The sequence below is a fragment of the Clostridiales bacterium genome (genome assembly GCA_018333995.1).
GTDB lineage: Bacteria > Actinomycetota > Coriobacteriia > Anaerosomatales > SLCP01 > JAGXSG01.
Map to the genome: position 1 here is coordinate 1 of JAGXSG010000023.1, position 14473 is coordinate 14473.

The following is a 14473-nucleotide window of genomic DNA, read 5'->3' on the forward strand; positions in this document are numbered from 1 at the left end:
ACCACCGGCTCGCGCGGCATCCCGCCAGTCGCCTGCGGAAACGAGACCACGCCCCCCATGAGCTCGCCGGCGACCGAATCGTCGTAGATGACGAAGTTCTCTTCGTTCAAGACGTGCAGTCCAAGTCCGCTCATGATGCCAAATCGCGGCATCTGCGAAAATGCGTGCACGGACCAGCCGCCGTCCCGCTCATAGTACTTGCCGATGATATGAGCCGCGCCAACGGCCGTGGACTGCAGGCCGTCACGCACATACTGGTCGAACAACTGAGCCCACACGGCCGACAGAATGATCGCCGAGAGCCCTGCGGTAAGCAGCGCGACTGCGGCAAACGCGACTGTAAGCCGCGTCGTGAGCGTACGGAACACCCGTCCGAGCATGGGCGAGAGAGACACCGCTCGAACCGGGTCGCCCATCACTCGTCTCCGGCCGCCTGATACTCGAATCGATACCCGACGCCGTGGACGGTGCGGATGAAGGTGGGATCACGCGGGTCATCGTCAAGCTTGGCGCGCAGGTTCTTGACGTGACTGTCGATGGTGCGCTCGTACCCCTCGAAGTCGTACCCAAGAACCTTCTCGACAAGCTCCATGCGCGTGTACACGCGGCCTGGATACCGGGCGAGCGTCACGAGCAGCTTGAACTCGCTCGCGGTCAGATCTAGCTCCCGCCCGGACAGAAACGCCTTATGCGCGGCGACGTCGACGTCAAGAACACCGAAGGTCAGCCGGTCTCGCTGCGGTTCCTCACCTGCGTGCGCCCTACGCAGGAGCGCGCGAACCCTAGCGACGAGTTCCCTCGGCGAGAACGGTTTGACCAGGTAGTCATCGGCGCCAAGGGAAAGGCCAACGATCCGATCCTCTTCCTCACCTTTGGCGGTGAGCATGATGATCGGCACGTCGGAGGTGTCGCGGATGTCCCTGCACACGTCCTCGCCACTCACCTTGGGCAGCATGAGATCGAGTATCACCAGATCGAAACGACTGCGCTCAAACGCGTTGAGCGCTGCCTCGCCATCAGCGACAGCGATCACCCAGTACCCCTCTCGTTCGAGGTACGCGGTGACGACATCCCGGATGGACTTCTCATCTTCAACGAGCAGGATGCGGCGCGCGGGGTTTGCCATGCGATGTCTCCCGTCGACGGTGCACGCGGTCAGACAAGCAAAGTCTAATCCTTCGTACCCGCTTGGGGCCGTACCTCCACGCTAACTCCACGTACGCAATGCGTTGCCCATTGGTCTGGAACACCCGGTGCATCCTCAGTGCCCTACGCGTCAGTGCCTCGCGTCGAATCGTCGGCAGCGGCCGCGTTGGCACGAGACTTCGACGCCAACAGCGCTAGCACCGAGCCCGCGAAGACAATGGCGAGGAAGATGATGAGGTAGGACGGCACCGCGGACCCGCCTTCGCCAGTCCGCATGCCCTGTGCCGGGGATATCATTGATACCGTGTAACTAAGAGAGAGTGCAAGCGTGTCGCCTGCGGCCACCAGTGGCACATCCTTGTAGTAATACGTGTTCTCGTCGGGCCCAGTCGAGGCGAGAATACCCTCAGGAAGCAAGCTCACCTCGCCACGCGGAGACAGGGCGATGGCGAGGCGCGCCGTCTGAGCCGGGTTTGGTGTTACGAATGAGAATCCAGCCTCGATCTCGCCGCCTTCGATTGCGCGCGTAGCGTCGGGGTACACGACTTCTACCTGTGCGATTCGCGAGGTCGTCAGCGTGAACACGGCAACCGTCGCGCCGTCACGCTCCTCGATGACCGCGTCAGCTTCGATGTCGTTCTCGATCGCGCCGCCCATGATCTCTCCCGCCCACTCGATCTGCGAACCCGTGGGGACGGGCAGGGCGACTTCCACCGGCAGCGGCACATCATCGGGCACGACCGCGCTCACGAGGAGCAAAGGACCCCCGGCTTGGGCCTCGGTCAGAAGAGAGACGCCGAGGGACGTGTAGGTGATCGGTTGCGCATACGCGGCTGGAGCGATCGCGCACAACACCGCGAACGCGACGAGGGCGGCTGAAAGTGTAGGGCGTGGTCGGAGCGCTCGGGTCAGGCCGGACATGCGTCTACCTCCGTGGGTACGAGACAACGTGTGGGAAACGATGATACAGCGAGGAAGCCGGATCTAAGATCGTAACGGTCGATTCGGGCGACAGTGTCTCATACCACGGGTGCAAAATCACCGTGGCCACACGCAGTCACCACATAAACACCACGGTTACGGCGTGGTGCTAACGGATCGCGGCCGCCTCCTCGGGAAGGAGGTGCGTCCGGACCCTCTCCAAACCGCGAGAGCACCGGTTGCCCCATCCGTCGAGAAATGCGCCGTCGCACACGACGATGACGACCTCGCAGTCGTTGGGACAACCTCCGCACTCCTCGCCGAGCGTTTCGAACTTCAAGTCACGCACCGCGAAGTCGAAGGGCTCCTCGACTCCCTCTTCTCGCGCAACCAGCGCTACGCCCAGCGCGCCCATGAGGTGGCCGTCCTCGTCCACGAGGATCTCGTGCCCGGTCGCGTCGTGAAACGCCTTGACGACGCCCACATTCTTGCTAACGCCTCCCTGGAACACGATGGGGCTGAGTATCTCCTTGCCCTTGCCCACGTTGTTTAAGTAGTTGCTCACGATCGCGTTGCACAGTCCCGCGATGATGTCTTCGACGGGATGCCCGATTTGCGCCTTGTGAACAAGGTCTGACTCGGCGAACACCGTGCATCGTCCCGCGATCTTGGTAGGGCGCCTCGACCGCAGGGCGTACTCACCAAACTCCTCGACAGGCACGTCAAGCCGACGTGCCTGCGATGACAAAAATGAGCCTGTGCCCGCCGCGCACAACGTGTTCATGGCGTAGTCCACGGGGACTCCGTCCCGCACGATGATGATCTTGGAGTCCTGCCCGCCGATCTCAAAGATCGTGCGGACGTCCGGATGGCGAGAAAGAGTCCCCACCGCGTGAGCAGTGATCTCGTTCTTCACGACCTGAGCGCCTAAGACCGCGCCGATCAGCTCACGAGCCGAGCCCGTGGCCCCGACCGCGACGATCTTGACCTCTGGCCCGGTCTCAAGCTGTGTCGAGAGCTCCCCTAGCAAGCGTTTCACCGCTCGCAGCGGGTTTCCCTCCGTCCACAGGTACGAACCCGCAAGCACCGTTCCCTCGGCACTAACGACAACGCCTTTAGTTGAGATCGAGCCAACATCCACGCCCAGATACGCCTTCACGCGCCCATTCCCACCTTCCGTTTCCTCATCCTCAACATGTCACAAAACGCATCGAGCCGGGTCGCAAGTCCCGTTTCGGATGTCTGCGCATCGAAACTGATGAACAGCACCGGAAACGTGTGCTCCCGGGAAAGCCGCTGGAGCGCGGCCATCGCGTTTACCTCGGGCATGCAGCCAAACGGCTTGAGATGCAAGACGCCGTCGAACCCTTCACGCATGAGCGTGTTTGTCATAGCGACGCTCTCGGTGCCATGAGCGCCGATGTGATAGCGCAGGTAGGGATCTGCCTTCGCGATGATGTCGCGAAGGTGCTCGTGCTTCCGCGGACCTGCGTGGTCGATCATGCTGGTCACCGTTGAGAATCGGTGCACCTCGACACCGCGCTTCGCGAGTTCACGCTCGATGAAGAAGTTGGAAAACGGCTCCAGGAGCACGTATATCTCGCCTACCACGCCCACCCGAAGCAAGTCGTCGCGATGCTCGGTGGGCAGTGCCTCAAGTTCAGTCCGATGAGCGGTTTCAACTTGTTCGACCTCACTGATCGTTCGGGTTGTAGCGAGAGCAGCCAAGAACCGCTCGTGCACCCGGTCAAACGAGCCAGGCTCGAGTTCGAAACCCGACCGCTTCCGCACGATGTCTTCGATTAGGTCGAGCGCGCGGGTCTGCCGAGACGCAAGCCGGTACGTCTTGACGGCACGCACCATGTTGAGGCGGGAGTTTCGCGACTTGAAAGCGTTGTAGTGCTCGAGAACCGTGAAGCCGCCCGCAAGCCGTACCATCTCGAACTCGTAGCCGAGATCGCGAAGAATCGCCTCCTGGACCTCGCCGTAGTATCCAAACCGGCAGCCGCCTCCCGCCTGAAAGAGCAGATTCGCCCCCATCTCAAGGGCTTCGATGTAGTTTCCAACGTTGTACTTGAACGGGACGCACACGAACTCGGGACTATGCCGAGCTCCAAGCTCGAGCGTACGTCTCGTCATCTTTGGCGGCGGGACAATTTCGCAATCGAGCATCCCCGCAAGCGTGACGACCGGGATGTCGTAGTTGCCCATATGCGGAAAACTCGCCCGGAATGGGCCCACCCTTCGCCTTCTCACGACGCGGCCTTCGCGCGGGCTGCCGCTTTCAGAAGATCGACAAAGCTCTCAAGCCGTGTCTTGAGACCCGCCTCTCCCTGGAGCTCATCGAGTATGATCGTGATCGCCGGCGTGCCCGGCAGACGCCTGATACACAACTCCGTCATGAGAGAGTCCGGACCGCACGGAAACGTCACGAGATACACGATACCGTCGACGCGCTCACGGTACAGTTCCACCGATCCGAGCAACTGCTTGTTGTACGTCCACGGGATGTCGGTCGAGATTCTGCGGGCGAGTTTGCGCGCAAGACGCATGTTAGCAAGCTCAGAGCAGACGACCGAGACCCCCTGCTCTCGAAGGATGCGCATGAGCGGCACGCCGAGCAACTCGTCGTACAGGTTGTACTCGTGCCCCACCACGAGAACTTTCACGCCGTCGCCCTGGAGAGCGGCGACCTGTTCGCGCTCGAGGGCACGACCGTGCGCCTCGTGCGCGGCCCTAGCGTCCCGATAGGCGCGCCTAACCGCCCTGCCGCTGTCAGAGAAGCGCGCTCCCAATCGGCAGAGCTCGGCTCGCTCGGTGATTCCATTTGCGACATCGACGTTGTACTCAATCAAGTTCACGCCAGGGACCGAATTGCGGGCGACATCAAACGCCCCCCAGAACTTCACACATGCGGTCTCCTGCTTGGTAAGGGTCACGACGCGGGGCACCAGGATGTGCTCAGCCTTGCCACGCAACGCGTCAACGTGGCCGAGAAACACCTTGAGCGGCAGGCACGTCTCGTCGACCGCCAGATCGATACCGCGCTCAAGGATCGCCCGGTTACTCGGCGGGCTCGTGATGGTGCTGACTCCAAGGCCCTCGAAAAAAGTGCTCCACAACACGTGGTACTTGTGGAACAGCAACGATCGCGGGAACCCAACAGTCGCCTGCGAGCACTCCACCGTCTGCCGCCCCTCTTCAATCGTGCGGTCAATTCCTTCCTAGTCAGGGTAGTGTACCCACTTCAAGCCCTTCCCGTTAGCATTGCGCCGTGAAGCGGGAACAATCGTCCTACACCCGACCGCTCCAACCAGCCCGATCCACCACCGCCACGGAAGAGACGCCGATGCCCCGAGCACCGCGCTGCATGAGCACCCAGCACCCCGACAATGTCACCGTCCCGTTCTTCGCGGAGCGTGCCGATCTCGGCGGAGAAGATGAGGTGACCGAGGCGTACTACGCGTACTCGCATCTTGGCTGCGACGAGCAGATGTGGGACGTCGAGGGCAAGGAGGTCGACGCCTTCGTCGTCAAGAAGCTGCTCACGCGCTATGAGGACTACTTCCACGCCAATCGGCTCGGAGACGATGTTCGCCTCACCCTCCGCGTGCCAAACCCAACCGTCGAGCGCGCGGAAGCGAAGGTGCTGCTCGAGACCCTTGAGAGCATCCCGCGCTCGTACGATGCTGCGCGTCTGTTCTACGGCGGGGAAGATATCCCGCCGCCGATCTTCGAGGTCATCTTGCCGATGTGCGCCTCCCACCTCTACGTGGAACGCATTCGCCGCTACTACCGTGAGCACATCTACAAACGCCAGTTTCTGCCGTTCTTCGACGGCGACATCACCATTGGCGAGTGGATCGGGCAATTCCTTCCCGCTGATATCGAAGTCATCCCTCTGTTCGAAGATCGCGACCACATGCTCGCGGCGGACACGATCCTCAGCCGCTACCTCGACTCGTTCGAGGGTCCCGAACAACGCGTCTTCCTAGCCCGCTCGGATCCCGCCATGAACTACGGAATGCTCAGCGCGGTCCTGCTCAACAAAGTCGCGCTCGCTCGACTCCACCGCCTTGCCGAGAGCCGTGGCATCACCATCCAACCGATCATCGGCGTAGGCTCCGCACCGTTTCGCGGCAATCTCACGCCACGCACGGTACATCGAGTGGCCGAAGAGTACCCGAGCGCTGTGACGTTCACCGTGCAATCAGCGTTCAAGTACGACTACCCCCCGGCCGAGGTCGTCGAGGCCGTGCAAAGCCTGCGCGAGCGAGAGGTGAGGAGGCCCGCGGAGATTGATGAGGAGCGTGCGGTGGATCTCATCGATCGTTTCGCTGCGGAGTACCGCTCACACGTCGTGGAGCTCGCGCCGCTCATCAACTCGACCGCCGCCCACATCCCGTCCCGTCGGCGCCGCAAGTTGCACATCGGCTTGTTTGGATACGCGCGTGACGTCGAAGGCATCACCCTGCCACGAGCCATCTCGTTTACGGGCGCGCTCTACTCACTTGGCGTACCGCCTGAGCTGTTCGGCCTTTCGGCGCTCACCGACGACGACGTCCGGTTCCTTGAAAACGCGTATCCCGGCTTCATGTTCGATCTCGCGGACGCGGCTCGCTACTGGGATCGAGACAGCGACCTCATGCCAGCCGCCGTCCGCGCCGCCGCCGGGCGCCTTGGCCTGGACGGAGTCGAGCGCGACGAGGCACATATCGCGCTGTCTCGAAACATCCGGGCGACCATCGAAGCTGGCGGGCGGGAAAGCGCCACGGCACAGCTCGTGGCGGCGGGGCAGATTCGGCGATTCCTCGGCTGATGCGCCTGCGAGGGCTGTTGTGAACTGGCGCATGAGCGGTGTAACAATTGTGACATTGTGAATGGTGGCACAATCGTTGCGTCCCTGGTATCGTTGACCCGCACACGTACGCTCTATCCTGGAGGATTTCCATGGCCCACGTCCGCTCGCTCTTCTTCGATGGACCGCTCACCGAGGTTGAGAACAAGTCGGTCGCCGCCTACAAACTCGGCCGCCCCTCCGAGGTCATCTGGAACATCACAAATCGCTGCAATCTGCTGTGCGAGCACTGCTACATGGCCGCCGATGGTCACGCGCTGCCCGGCCAGCTCACCGACGAGCAGACGATCGACCTCGTAGACCAGATGGCCGATTCCGGAGTCCCGCTGCTCTTCTTGACGGGCGGCGAGCCGTTCATGCGCGGCAACTTCTGGGAGATACTCGCGCGTGCCCGCGCGCACGGCATCCGCGTCACCATCTCAACGAACTGCACATTCATCGACCGCGATGTCGCCAAGAGGCTCAAAGCGCATGGCGTGGGGTATATCGGCACGTCACTGTATGGCCCGGCGGACTTCCACGACAGCCTCGTTCGCGTGCGCGGCACTCGGGACCGCGTTATCGAGGCGATCAAGATTCTGCGCGAAGAAGGTGTCGGCGTCGCGCTCAAGACGGCTATTTCCACCGACACGTGGCCGCACATCTACGACCTCATCCAAGAGGCCAAAGATCTCGACTGTGGGCTCATCTACCTGTGCGACCTTATCGTGTCGGGCCGCTCTGAGGGTGAGGCCGACGGGCGCATCTCGGCGGACCAATGGCGTGAACTCGCTGACTTCATCGCTGACGACATCACCAACCCCGCGAGCAAGCTTGAGTACGACATCGGCGCAATGCCCTCTTTCGTCCCCTATGTCGCCGAAAAGCTCATCGCGCGCGGCTACGACCTCACGCGCGGACTCGAGCGCCTCAAGATCATGAGCGCGTGTCCCGTGGGCAAGGGCCACATGAACATCAACTCCGAGGGCGGCATCATGCCATGCCAATTCGCCCAGGACTGGACGATCGGCAACATCAAGGAGATGTCGCTCGCCGAGGCAACCCGAGAACTGTTCAAGCTCGCCGACTCGCCAACTACCGGCATCTGCGCCGAGGAGAACTGCGAGTATGCGCAGATCTGCCGAGGCTGCCGAGTGAAAGCGTTCCACCAGTACAACGACCCGTTTGGCCAGGACACCACGTGCATCGTCAAGTCCGCGGGCGCGAGTGCCCCCCACGCCGCGCGGCACGAGGCGCCTCTCGCGACGCTCCCCTGCGGCGGTCCGAGCTGCGGCTAGAAGTGGTTGTCGTACCGCGGGCGTGCGCTGCTGGTGCGGGATCTGCGGCCGGAAGAGGCGCGATACGTCACCGAGATGGTGCGTCGGATCGCAACGCTCGTGCTGATGGGGCCGGAACTCGATGCGAACTACGAGCGCGTGAAGGCGGATGTGTGGGAGTGGCAGTCTCGCCGGGTCTGGCTCTGGTGTCAGGGCGCGTCGTATGATTGCAGTCGCACGAATACACTTGAGAGGTGATTCGCGATGACCATCGATGAGCTGAAGCGCGAGGCGTTAAGCCTCGACCCTCCGAGCCGCGCCAGTCTCGCCAGGGACTTGCTCTCGAGCCTCGACGATCTGCCGGAAGACGAGATCGAGCAGCTCTGGGTCGAAGAGGCGCTGCGACGCGACGCGGAGATCGATGCCGGCACCGCGCGCAGCATTCCGGCAGACGAGGTGTTCGCCGCCGCCCGGGCTCGTCTGCGTTGAGGCACTCACGCACCTTCCACGAGGAGGCCGCAGCCGAGTTCGATGCGGCTGCTGCTTACTACGCTGTAGAACGCGCCTCTCTGAGCGAGGCGTTCATCTCGGCGGTTGAAGGTGCCGTGGCCCAAGCTCTGCGCTACCCCGAAGCTGCGCCCCTGATTCGCGGTCGCGTCCGCAGTCTCCGCGTCGAGCGCTTTCCGTACTCCGTGAAGTACTCCGTTGTTGACGAAAGCATCAGGGTCCTTGCGGTGGCGCATGATCGTCGCCGTCCGTTCTATTGGGAGGGTCGCCGGTAGGTGGCGTAAGGTTCGAACAAGCAGTTCGAGCGGACTCACTTCGTTCGCCGCTCAACTGCTGCACGTTTGGCGAACACCCGGGAGCGTGGACTTGACTGTTGACGAAGCGAGCCCGCCGTCGGCTGGAGTACGTGGACTACGCATCGTGCATCGAGGATCTGAAAGAGCCGCCTAGCAACCGGCTTCACGCCCTCGGCGGCGACCGCAAAGGCCAGTTCTCCATCTCCATCAACGACCAGTGGCGCATCTGCTTCCGGTTCGAAGACGGGGACGCCTACGACGTCGAGATCTGCGACTACCACTGAGAGAAGGTGTGACCATGGCAATCCCCAACACCCAAGAGCGCACCGTCCGTCCGACGCATCCGGGCGAGATGCTGCGTGAGGACTTCATGCCCGACTACGATCTGACGGTCGCCAGCATGGCAGACGCCCTCGGCGTCTCGCGCCAGACCGTCAACGAACTCCTGCGCGAGCGTCGCGCCCTGAGTCCCGAGATGGCACTGCGGCTCTCCCAGCTGTTCGGCAATTCGCCGGAGTTCTGGCTCAATGCGCAGCGCGCTGTCGATCTTTGGGATGCGAAGCAGAAACTCAAGCGCAAGGGCGCTCACATCAAGCGAGTCACCGCCGCGCTCAACGCCGTGTGTGATCAAGTCGCAACTGAAGACTCCGCGTTCATCGCTGAGGCTGCGCGTCAGGCAGGCGAGCGTATCGAATAGTGATCTCCCAAGGCGAGGTATGATGGGCTGATCTCGGTCGGCCCGTCGGCTCGACCCCCGGCTTCAGGCGCCCGGTTGTAATCGTCCAGAACGACTCGTTCAGCCGCAGCCGGATCGCGACGTGCGTGGTCAGCAACGACCTGTTCAACAAGCACACGGGGCTGTGCATCGCATGCCCGATCACCAACACACATCGCGGCTACCCCTTCCATGTCGCGATCCCCGAAGGCCAGAAGGTCACTGGTGTGATCATGGTTGAGCAAGTGAAGTCCATCGATTTCCGCTCACGCGACGTGAAGCGCATCGCAAGCGCACCGGAAGCAGTCCTGGAGGAAGTACTGTCGATACTCGACGCGTGCATCTACTGAGCTGAGCCCTGACCTGCGGAAGCAACCCTACCAGCTTCGCTCGCAGCTGACGCCCAAGGACGTTAGCCACGGCACCCTGTGTGGTATCATTGGTTGTACCTTAGGAGGTGCATCCAATGAGTACTCTTCCCGCGATCATCCCGATTTCCGATCTCCGTCAGGACACCGCTGGTGTCATCAAGCGTGTCGTTGCCACAGACGAGCCGGTCGTCATCACTCAGCGTGGGCGTGCCTCGGCGGTGCTTGTGAGCGCGGATGCCTACGAGCGCACCCAGTACGAGAACGAGCTCTTGCGGGCCCTCGCACGAGGTGACGCGGAGATTGCCGCCGGAATCGGTCGCGATGCAGAAGACGTGCTAGCTGAGGCTCGAGCGCTGCTCAGGACGGAGTAGTCTCGATGTGCGTACGCTTCACGCCGCAGGCCGACCGCCAGTACCTCGAAGCACTTGCCTACCTGCAGAAGAGGAACCGAGTCGGCGCGCTCACCGTCATGCAGCGCGCTGAAGCGGTGATCGCCCAACTGCGGGAGCATCCGCATTCCGGTCACGCAATCCCGGAGTACCCCGATCTGCCGCACCGCGAGCTGCCAGTCCCACCGTACCGGTTCTTCTACCGTGTCGTCGGAGACACGGTGTGGATCGTTGCGGTGTGGCATGCGCGACAACTGCCGGAAGATCCCGACGATGTGGCGCGCGGCTAACCGGTAACAAGCTTCGCTCGCGGGTCATGCGCCCTACCGCTCGCTGTCGGACAACTGCGTCGAGATGTAGCGCTCGCCCGAGTCCGGAAGGATCACCACGATCATCTTGCCGTGATTCTCCTGGCGTGTGGCCACTTGCACCGCGGCCCACACTGCGGCGCCACAGGAGATACCGACGAGTATACCTTCGGTGCGCGCGACCTTTTGCGCGGTGTCGAACGCATCCTCGTTGGTGACGCGTACAATCTCATCCACTATCGAGCGGTTGAGCACCTTGGGCACGAACCCGGCGCCGATGCCTTGGATGCGGTGCGGACCCGGGCGACCTCCCGAGAGTACTGGCGAAGCATCGGGCTCAACGGCGATCATCTGTACACTCGGCTTGCGCGCCTTGAGCACTTCGCCAACCCCGGTGATCGTGCCGCCGGTGCCAACGCCTGCCACGACTATGTCGACCGCGCCATCGGTGTCAGCCCAGATCTCCTCGGCGGTCGTCTCACGGTGCACCTGCGGATTAGCGGGGTTATCGAACTGCAGTGGCATGTAGCTGTCCTTGACGTGCCTCGTGAGCTCCTGCGCCTTCTTGACGGCGCCCTCCATGCCGTCAGGGCCTGGGGTGAGCACCAACTCAGCGCCGAGCATCTGCACGAGCTTGCGTCGTTCGATCGACATCGTCTCGGGCATGGTGAGGATGAGCCTGTAGCCCTTCGCAGCGCAGGCGAAGGCTAGCCCGATGCCGGTGTTTCCGCTGGTCGGCTCGATCACCGTGGCGCCGGGTTTGAGCTTACCGGTGCGCTCGGCCGCTTCAATCATCGCCGCACCGATGCGGCACTTCACGGAGTTGGCGGGATTGAACGCCTCGATCTTGCCGTACACGTCCGCGAACAGACCGGCCGACAGTCTCCCCAGCCGCACGAGCGGGGTCGCTCCGATCGCCTCCGTGATTGACTCGTACGTTCGACCACGAAACGCGGCCACGCGCGCGCCGCTCGAGCCGAAGGCGCTATTGGTAATGGGGGTCTCGCTCATATCGAGTACTCGCTTTCGTGGTCGGTGTCGTATTTGAACAGGGCGTCGATTCGGCTGTGCAGTTCGGCGAGTACCGGATCACTGCGTCTGCGTGGCCGCGGCACGTCGATCTCGAAGCGATTGCGGATCGAGCCCGGCTGCGGAGAGAACACAACCACCTCATCGGAGAGGTAGAGCGCCTCACCAATGTCGTGGGTCACCAGCACGATGGTCACTCCCGTCGAGCTCCACAAAGCGCAGAGGTCGTCTTGAAGCCGCTCGCGTGTCAGTGTGTCGACGGCCGCGAACGGCTCGTCCATCAGTACGATCTTCGGCTCGACCGAAAGCGCCCGGGCGAGAGCCAAGCGCTGCCGCATTCCGCCGGAGAGCTGAGAGGGGTACTTGCCGAGCGAGTCGGTGAGCCCCACCATCTTCAAAAATTTCAGCGCCTGGGGTTCACGCTGAGCAGCGGGCAGACCCCGCAACCGCAGCGTGAAGGTGACGTTCTGCAGTACCGTCATCCAGGGAAAGACCGCATAGTCCTGGAAGATCATCGCGATGTCATGCTTAGGCTGATCACGGAAGACGCTGTTCGCGAGCGGCGAGATGAAGCGATAGCGCCTACGGTAGGCCTCCATCTCCTTGCGCGTCGACGGTAGCGGCTCAAGCACGCGCACTCCATCGATGTATACCTCCCCCTCGCTGGGTGCTTGCAGGCCACCTAGAATCTCGAGGAACGTCGACTTACCGCTGCCCGAGGGACCCAGCAAACTCACAATCTTGCCGTCGGCGATCGAGAGCGATACCGAGAGCACCGCGGTGAGTCCCGCAGCGGTGCGGTCCGCATTCATGATCGAGTGGAACTTGCTGATGTTCTTCGCCTCGATCATCAGCGTCCCACCTTCCACACCGCGAGCTTGACCTCGGCGAACTTGAGCACCTCGATGAGGAACCAGCCGATGATCCCGAGTGTCACCATGCAAACGACCATGACGGGGATCTGGAAGAACTCCTTGGCCTCCATCAGCACATAGCCCATCCCAGAGCGCCCCCCGTACATCTCGGCGATGACGAGCATCACGAGCCCCATGGCGACCCCGGTCTTCACACTCATAATGATCGCTCCCAGGGCGTCCCAGATGTAGATGCGGGTGATGAGCGTGAACTCGCTCGCGCCGAAGACCCGCGCCGACGCCAGGTAGCGAGGGTCGGTGTCTTTGACCGCCTGATAGGTGTTGAACAGAATGGGATAGAACGCGCCCAGGAAGATCAGGAACGTCTGCATCGGCAGCCCGATGCCGAAAATGATGATGGTGATGGGCACCCACGCGGGTGGTGGAACCGGCGCAAGAAGCTGGAAGAACGGCAGAACCCGCTTGCGCACGGCGATGTTCCAGCCCATCAGGACGCCGATAGGAATCGCCGTGGCGAGCGCGATGGCGAGCGCGATGAAGAACTTACCCATGCTGTGAGCGATGTGCATAAGGTACTCGCCTGAGACGGTCATCTCCCACGCGGTGACAGCGACGGTGCTGAGCGGGGGTACCAGCGTACTCGGAACCACCCCCGCGCGGGGCAGTACCTCCCACAATGCAAGCGCAGGCACGAACACCACGATGAACTCCGGCGAGAAGATGCTCCCAAAGGCGTTGCGGAAGAAGAAGCCCGTCTCGCGTAGGACGAGGCGGGGTCCTTTGACGCGGTACTCGGTCATCGCCTCACGTCCGTCCTCGGCGGACAGCCCCGTTTGCCCCGAAGCGCCGAGTGCGAACAACGCCTAGTTCTCATCCTCGCCCTCCCGGTCGTCATACCCAAGCAACTCCTCGACGAGCCCACGATCGGCCACCTCGAAACGACCGACGGGCAATCCTTCGAGAGTCGCGGTCGGTATCCCCGTCGCACGCGCGACGGCCGAGCGCAGATCTGCCTGAGAAGCCAGCTGGTAGGACTCGAGCAGCTCCGGCAGCACACGCAGTGCATCCGTGTTGTCGCGGTGCGCGAGCAGGATGGATTCGACCTGATCCGTCGTGGGTGGGCAGCAGCCGTCGCCAACGCTTGGATCGTTGCCCGTCTCCTCTACCTCCCAATTCTGATACAGGATCGTGTGGCCCTCCTTGATGGCCACGGCCGCGAGCGCGCCTCTGAGCACCACCGCGTCCACAACGCCCGCCTCAAGCGCGGGGATCATCGCATCGAAATGCATGGCCTGTAGATCAAACGACCCCGCGTCGACACCAAGGCGCTCGGCGTCGGCCTTGAAGGTGTCCCACAGGACGCACTCCGGTTGCGAGATGCCCACCTTCTTGCCCTCGAGATCGCTCAAGCGGAGACTGAGACCCTCGCGGACCACAAGCGTTGCGCCGAATGGGTAGGTGATCTTGCCTACGACGGAAAGTGTCTCGAACCCAGGAAGTCTCTCGATTTCCTCGTAGCGAGCGGGGTCTATGAAGCCCGCATCGAGATCGCCCGAGAGCAACGCGTATCCCACATCGGCAGGTGTTCCAAACCGGCTTAGCTCGAAGCGGTCGCCGAACCCGGGACTGCCTTCGGCTACGTAGGCCGCCGCAAGGAGCGGGCCGCCGCTGTGGCCGATCACCGCAGTGTCGCGCTCACTGCAGCCGCTAAGAGCGCCGGCTGCAGTGAGCAGGGCGACGAGCGACAGCAGAGGCGACATCGGTAACCGTCGATGTGATCTGAAAAGCGCGCACTTCATGTG

At 62.5% G+C, this 14473-nt stretch carries 19 protein-coding genes; 9 read left to right on the forward strand and 10 right to left on the reverse strand.

Annotated elements, in window-relative coordinates:
* The 6 genes from KGZ40_06800 to KGZ40_06825 form a co-directional block, all read right to left on the reverse strand.
* Positions 1–416 (reverse strand): hypothetical protein (locus KGZ40_06800; GenBank protein ID MBS3957220.1); only part of this gene is annotated, 416 nt, incomplete at its 3' end.
* Entirely contained in the window at positions 416–1126 is a 711-nt protein-coding gene (locus KGZ40_06805) for a response regulator transcription factor (GenBank protein MBS3957221.1), read from the reverse strand. The genes KGZ40_06805 and KGZ40_06800, both read right to left, overlap by 1 nt.
* A gap of 143 nt (positions 1127–1269) precedes the next feature.
* Positions 1270–2067, reverse strand: a complete 798-nt coding sequence (locus KGZ40_06810; protein ID MBS3957222.1) for a hypothetical protein — start codon at positions 2065–2067, stop codon at positions 1270–1272.
* A 169-nt stretch (positions 2068–2236) separates the two neighbouring features.
* Complete coding sequence (locus tag KGZ40_06815; protein MBS3957223.1) at positions 2237–3226, reverse strand: 2-hydroxyglutaryl-CoA dehydratase; 990 nt, start codon at positions 3224–3226, stop codon at positions 2237–2239.
* Entirely contained in the window at positions 3223–4308 is a 1086-nt protein-coding gene (locus KGZ40_06820) for a hypothetical protein (GenBank protein ID MBS3957224.1), read from the reverse strand. Before KGZ40_06820 ends, KGZ40_06815 begins: the two co-directional genes overlap by 4 nt.
* A gap of 11 nt (positions 4309–4319) precedes the next feature.
* On the reverse strand, positions 4320–5252 hold the full coding sequence (locus tag KGZ40_06825; GenBank protein MBS3957225.1) for a hypothetical protein: 933 nt from the start codon (positions 5250–5252) through the stop codon (positions 4320–4322).
* A gap of 164 nt (positions 5253–5416) precedes the next feature.
* Between KGZ40_06825 and KGZ40_06830 the strand changes: the two genes are divergently transcribed.
* The 9 genes from KGZ40_06830 to KGZ40_06870 all read left to right on the forward strand — a co-directional run bounded on the left by KGZ40_06830 (position 5417) and on the right by KGZ40_06870 (position 10749).
* Positions 5417–6886 carry a phosphoenolpyruvate carboxylase gene (locus KGZ40_06830; GenBank protein ID MBS3957226.1) on the forward strand — a complete coding sequence of 490 codons (1470 nt, stop codon included), beginning with the start codon at positions 5417–5419 and terminating at the stop codon, positions 6884–6886.
* A 131-nt stretch (positions 6887–7017) separates the two neighbouring features.
* Positions 7018–8202 carry a radical SAM protein gene (locus tag KGZ40_06835; protein ID MBS3957227.1) on the forward strand — a complete coding sequence of 395 codons (1185 nt, stop codon included), beginning with the start codon at positions 7018–7020 and terminating at the stop codon, positions 8200–8202.
* 243 nt (positions 8203–8445) lie between these two features.
* Positions 8446–8670, forward strand: a complete 225-nt coding sequence (locus tag KGZ40_06840; GenBank protein ID MBS3957228.1) for an addiction module protein — start codon at positions 8446–8448, stop codon at positions 8668–8670.
* Entirely contained in the window at positions 8667–8963 is a 297-nt protein-coding gene (locus tag KGZ40_06845; GenBank protein ID MBS3957229.1) for a type II toxin-antitoxin system RelE/ParE family toxin, read from the forward strand. The genes KGZ40_06840 and KGZ40_06845 overlap by 4 nt, the downstream gene beginning before the upstream one ends.
* A gap of 95 nt (positions 8964–9058) precedes the next feature.
* Positions 9059–9268, forward strand: coding sequence for a type II toxin-antitoxin system RelE/ParE family toxin (locus KGZ40_06850; protein ID MBS3957230.1), 210 nt, complete (start codon positions 9059–9061; stop codon positions 9266–9268).
* 14 nt (positions 9269–9282) lie between these two features.
* Positions 9283–9681 (forward strand): HigA family addiction module antidote protein, encoded by a 399-nt coding sequence (locus KGZ40_06855; protein MBS3957231.1) that lies wholly within the window; start codon positions 9283–9285, stop codon positions 9679–9681.
* 125 nt (positions 9682–9806) lie between these two features.
* Complete coding sequence (locus KGZ40_06860; GenBank protein ID MBS3957232.1) at positions 9807–10049, forward strand: type II toxin-antitoxin system PemK/MazF family toxin; 243 nt, start codon at positions 9807–9809, stop codon at positions 10047–10049.
* A gap of 116 nt (positions 10050–10165) precedes the next feature.
* Entirely contained in the window at positions 10166–10441 is a 276-nt protein-coding gene (locus tag KGZ40_06865; GenBank protein MBS3957233.1) for a type II toxin-antitoxin system Phd/YefM family antitoxin, read from the forward strand.
* Positions 10442–10446: 5 nt separating this feature from the next.
* Complete coding sequence (locus KGZ40_06870; protein MBS3957234.1) at positions 10447–10749, forward strand: type II toxin-antitoxin system RelE/ParE family toxin; 303 nt, start codon at positions 10447–10449, stop codon at positions 10747–10749.
* A gap of 33 nt (positions 10750–10782) precedes the next feature.
* On the opposite strand, the gene cysK is transcribed toward KGZ40_06870, so the two are convergent.
* The 4 genes from cysK to KGZ40_06890 are packed head-to-tail and all read right to left on the reverse strand — an operon-like array spanning position 10783 to position 14431.
* Positions 10783–11778: a cysteine synthase A gene (gene cysK, locus KGZ40_06875; GenBank protein MBS3957235.1), complete on the reverse strand. Its 996-nt coding sequence runs from the start codon at positions 11776–11778 to the stop codon at positions 10783–10785.
* Positions 11775–12647: an ABC transporter ATP-binding protein gene (locus KGZ40_06880; GenBank protein ID MBS3957236.1), complete on the reverse strand. Its 873-nt coding sequence runs from the start codon at positions 12645–12647 to the stop codon at positions 11775–11777. Before KGZ40_06880 ends, cysK begins: the two co-directional genes overlap by 4 nt.
* Positions 12647–13531 carry an ABC transporter permease gene (locus KGZ40_06885; protein MBS3957237.1) on the reverse strand — a complete coding sequence of 295 codons (885 nt, stop codon included), beginning with the start codon at positions 13529–13531 and terminating at the stop codon, positions 12647–12649. Before KGZ40_06885 ends, KGZ40_06880 begins: the two co-directional genes overlap by 1 nt.
* A gap of 3 nt (positions 13532–13534) precedes the next feature.
* Positions 13535–14431 (reverse strand): ABC transporter substrate-binding protein, encoded by an 897-nt coding sequence (locus tag KGZ40_06890; GenBank protein ID MBS3957238.1) that lies wholly within the window; start codon positions 14429–14431, stop codon positions 13535–13537.
* Positions 14432–14473: the final 42 nt, after the last annotated feature.

Bases quoted from the DNA above. Each gene is read 5' to 3' on its own strand.
- KGZ40_06880 (MBS3957236.1), bottom strand. From the start codon at position 12,647: ATGATCGAGGCGAAGAACATCAGCAAGTTCCACTCGATCATGAATGCG.
- KGZ40_06835 (MBS3957227.1), top strand. From the start codon at position 7,018: ATGGCCCACGTCCGCTCGCTCTTCTTCGATGGACCGCTCACCGAGGTT.
- KGZ40_06810 (MBS3957222.1), bottom strand. From the start codon at position 2,067: ATGTCCGGCCTGACCCGAGCGCTCCGACCACGCCCTACACTTTCAGCC.
- KGZ40_06830 (MBS3957226.1), top strand. From the start codon at position 5,417: ATGCCCCGAGCACCGCGCTGCATGAGCACCCAGCACCCCGACAATGTC.
- KGZ40_06890 (MBS3957238.1), bottom strand. From the start codon at position 14,431: ATGTCGCCTCTGCTGTCGCTCGTCGCCCTGCTCACTGCAGCCGGCGCT.
- KGZ40_06840 (MBS3957228.1), top strand. From the start codon at position 8,446: ATGACCATCGATGAGCTGAAGCGCGAGGCGTTAAGCCTCGACCCTCCG.
- cysK (MBS3957235.1), bottom strand. From the start codon at position 11,778: ATGAGCGAGACCCCCATTACCAATAGCGCCTTCGGCTCGAGCGGCGCG.
- KGZ40_06855 (MBS3957231.1), top strand. From the start codon at position 9,283: ATGGCAATCCCCAACACCCAAGAGCGCACCGTCCGTCCGACGCATCCG.
- KGZ40_06870 (MBS3957234.1), top strand. From the start codon at position 10,447: ATGTGCGTACGCTTCACGCCGCAGGCCGACCGCCAGTACCTCGAAGCA.
- KGZ40_06865 (MBS3957233.1), top strand. From the start codon at position 10,166: ATGAGTACTCTTCCCGCGATCATCCCGATTTCCGATCTCCGTCAGGAC.
- KGZ40_06805 (MBS3957221.1), bottom strand. From the start codon at position 1,126: ATGGCAAACCCCGCGCGCCGCATCCTGCTCGTTGAAGATGAGAAGTCC.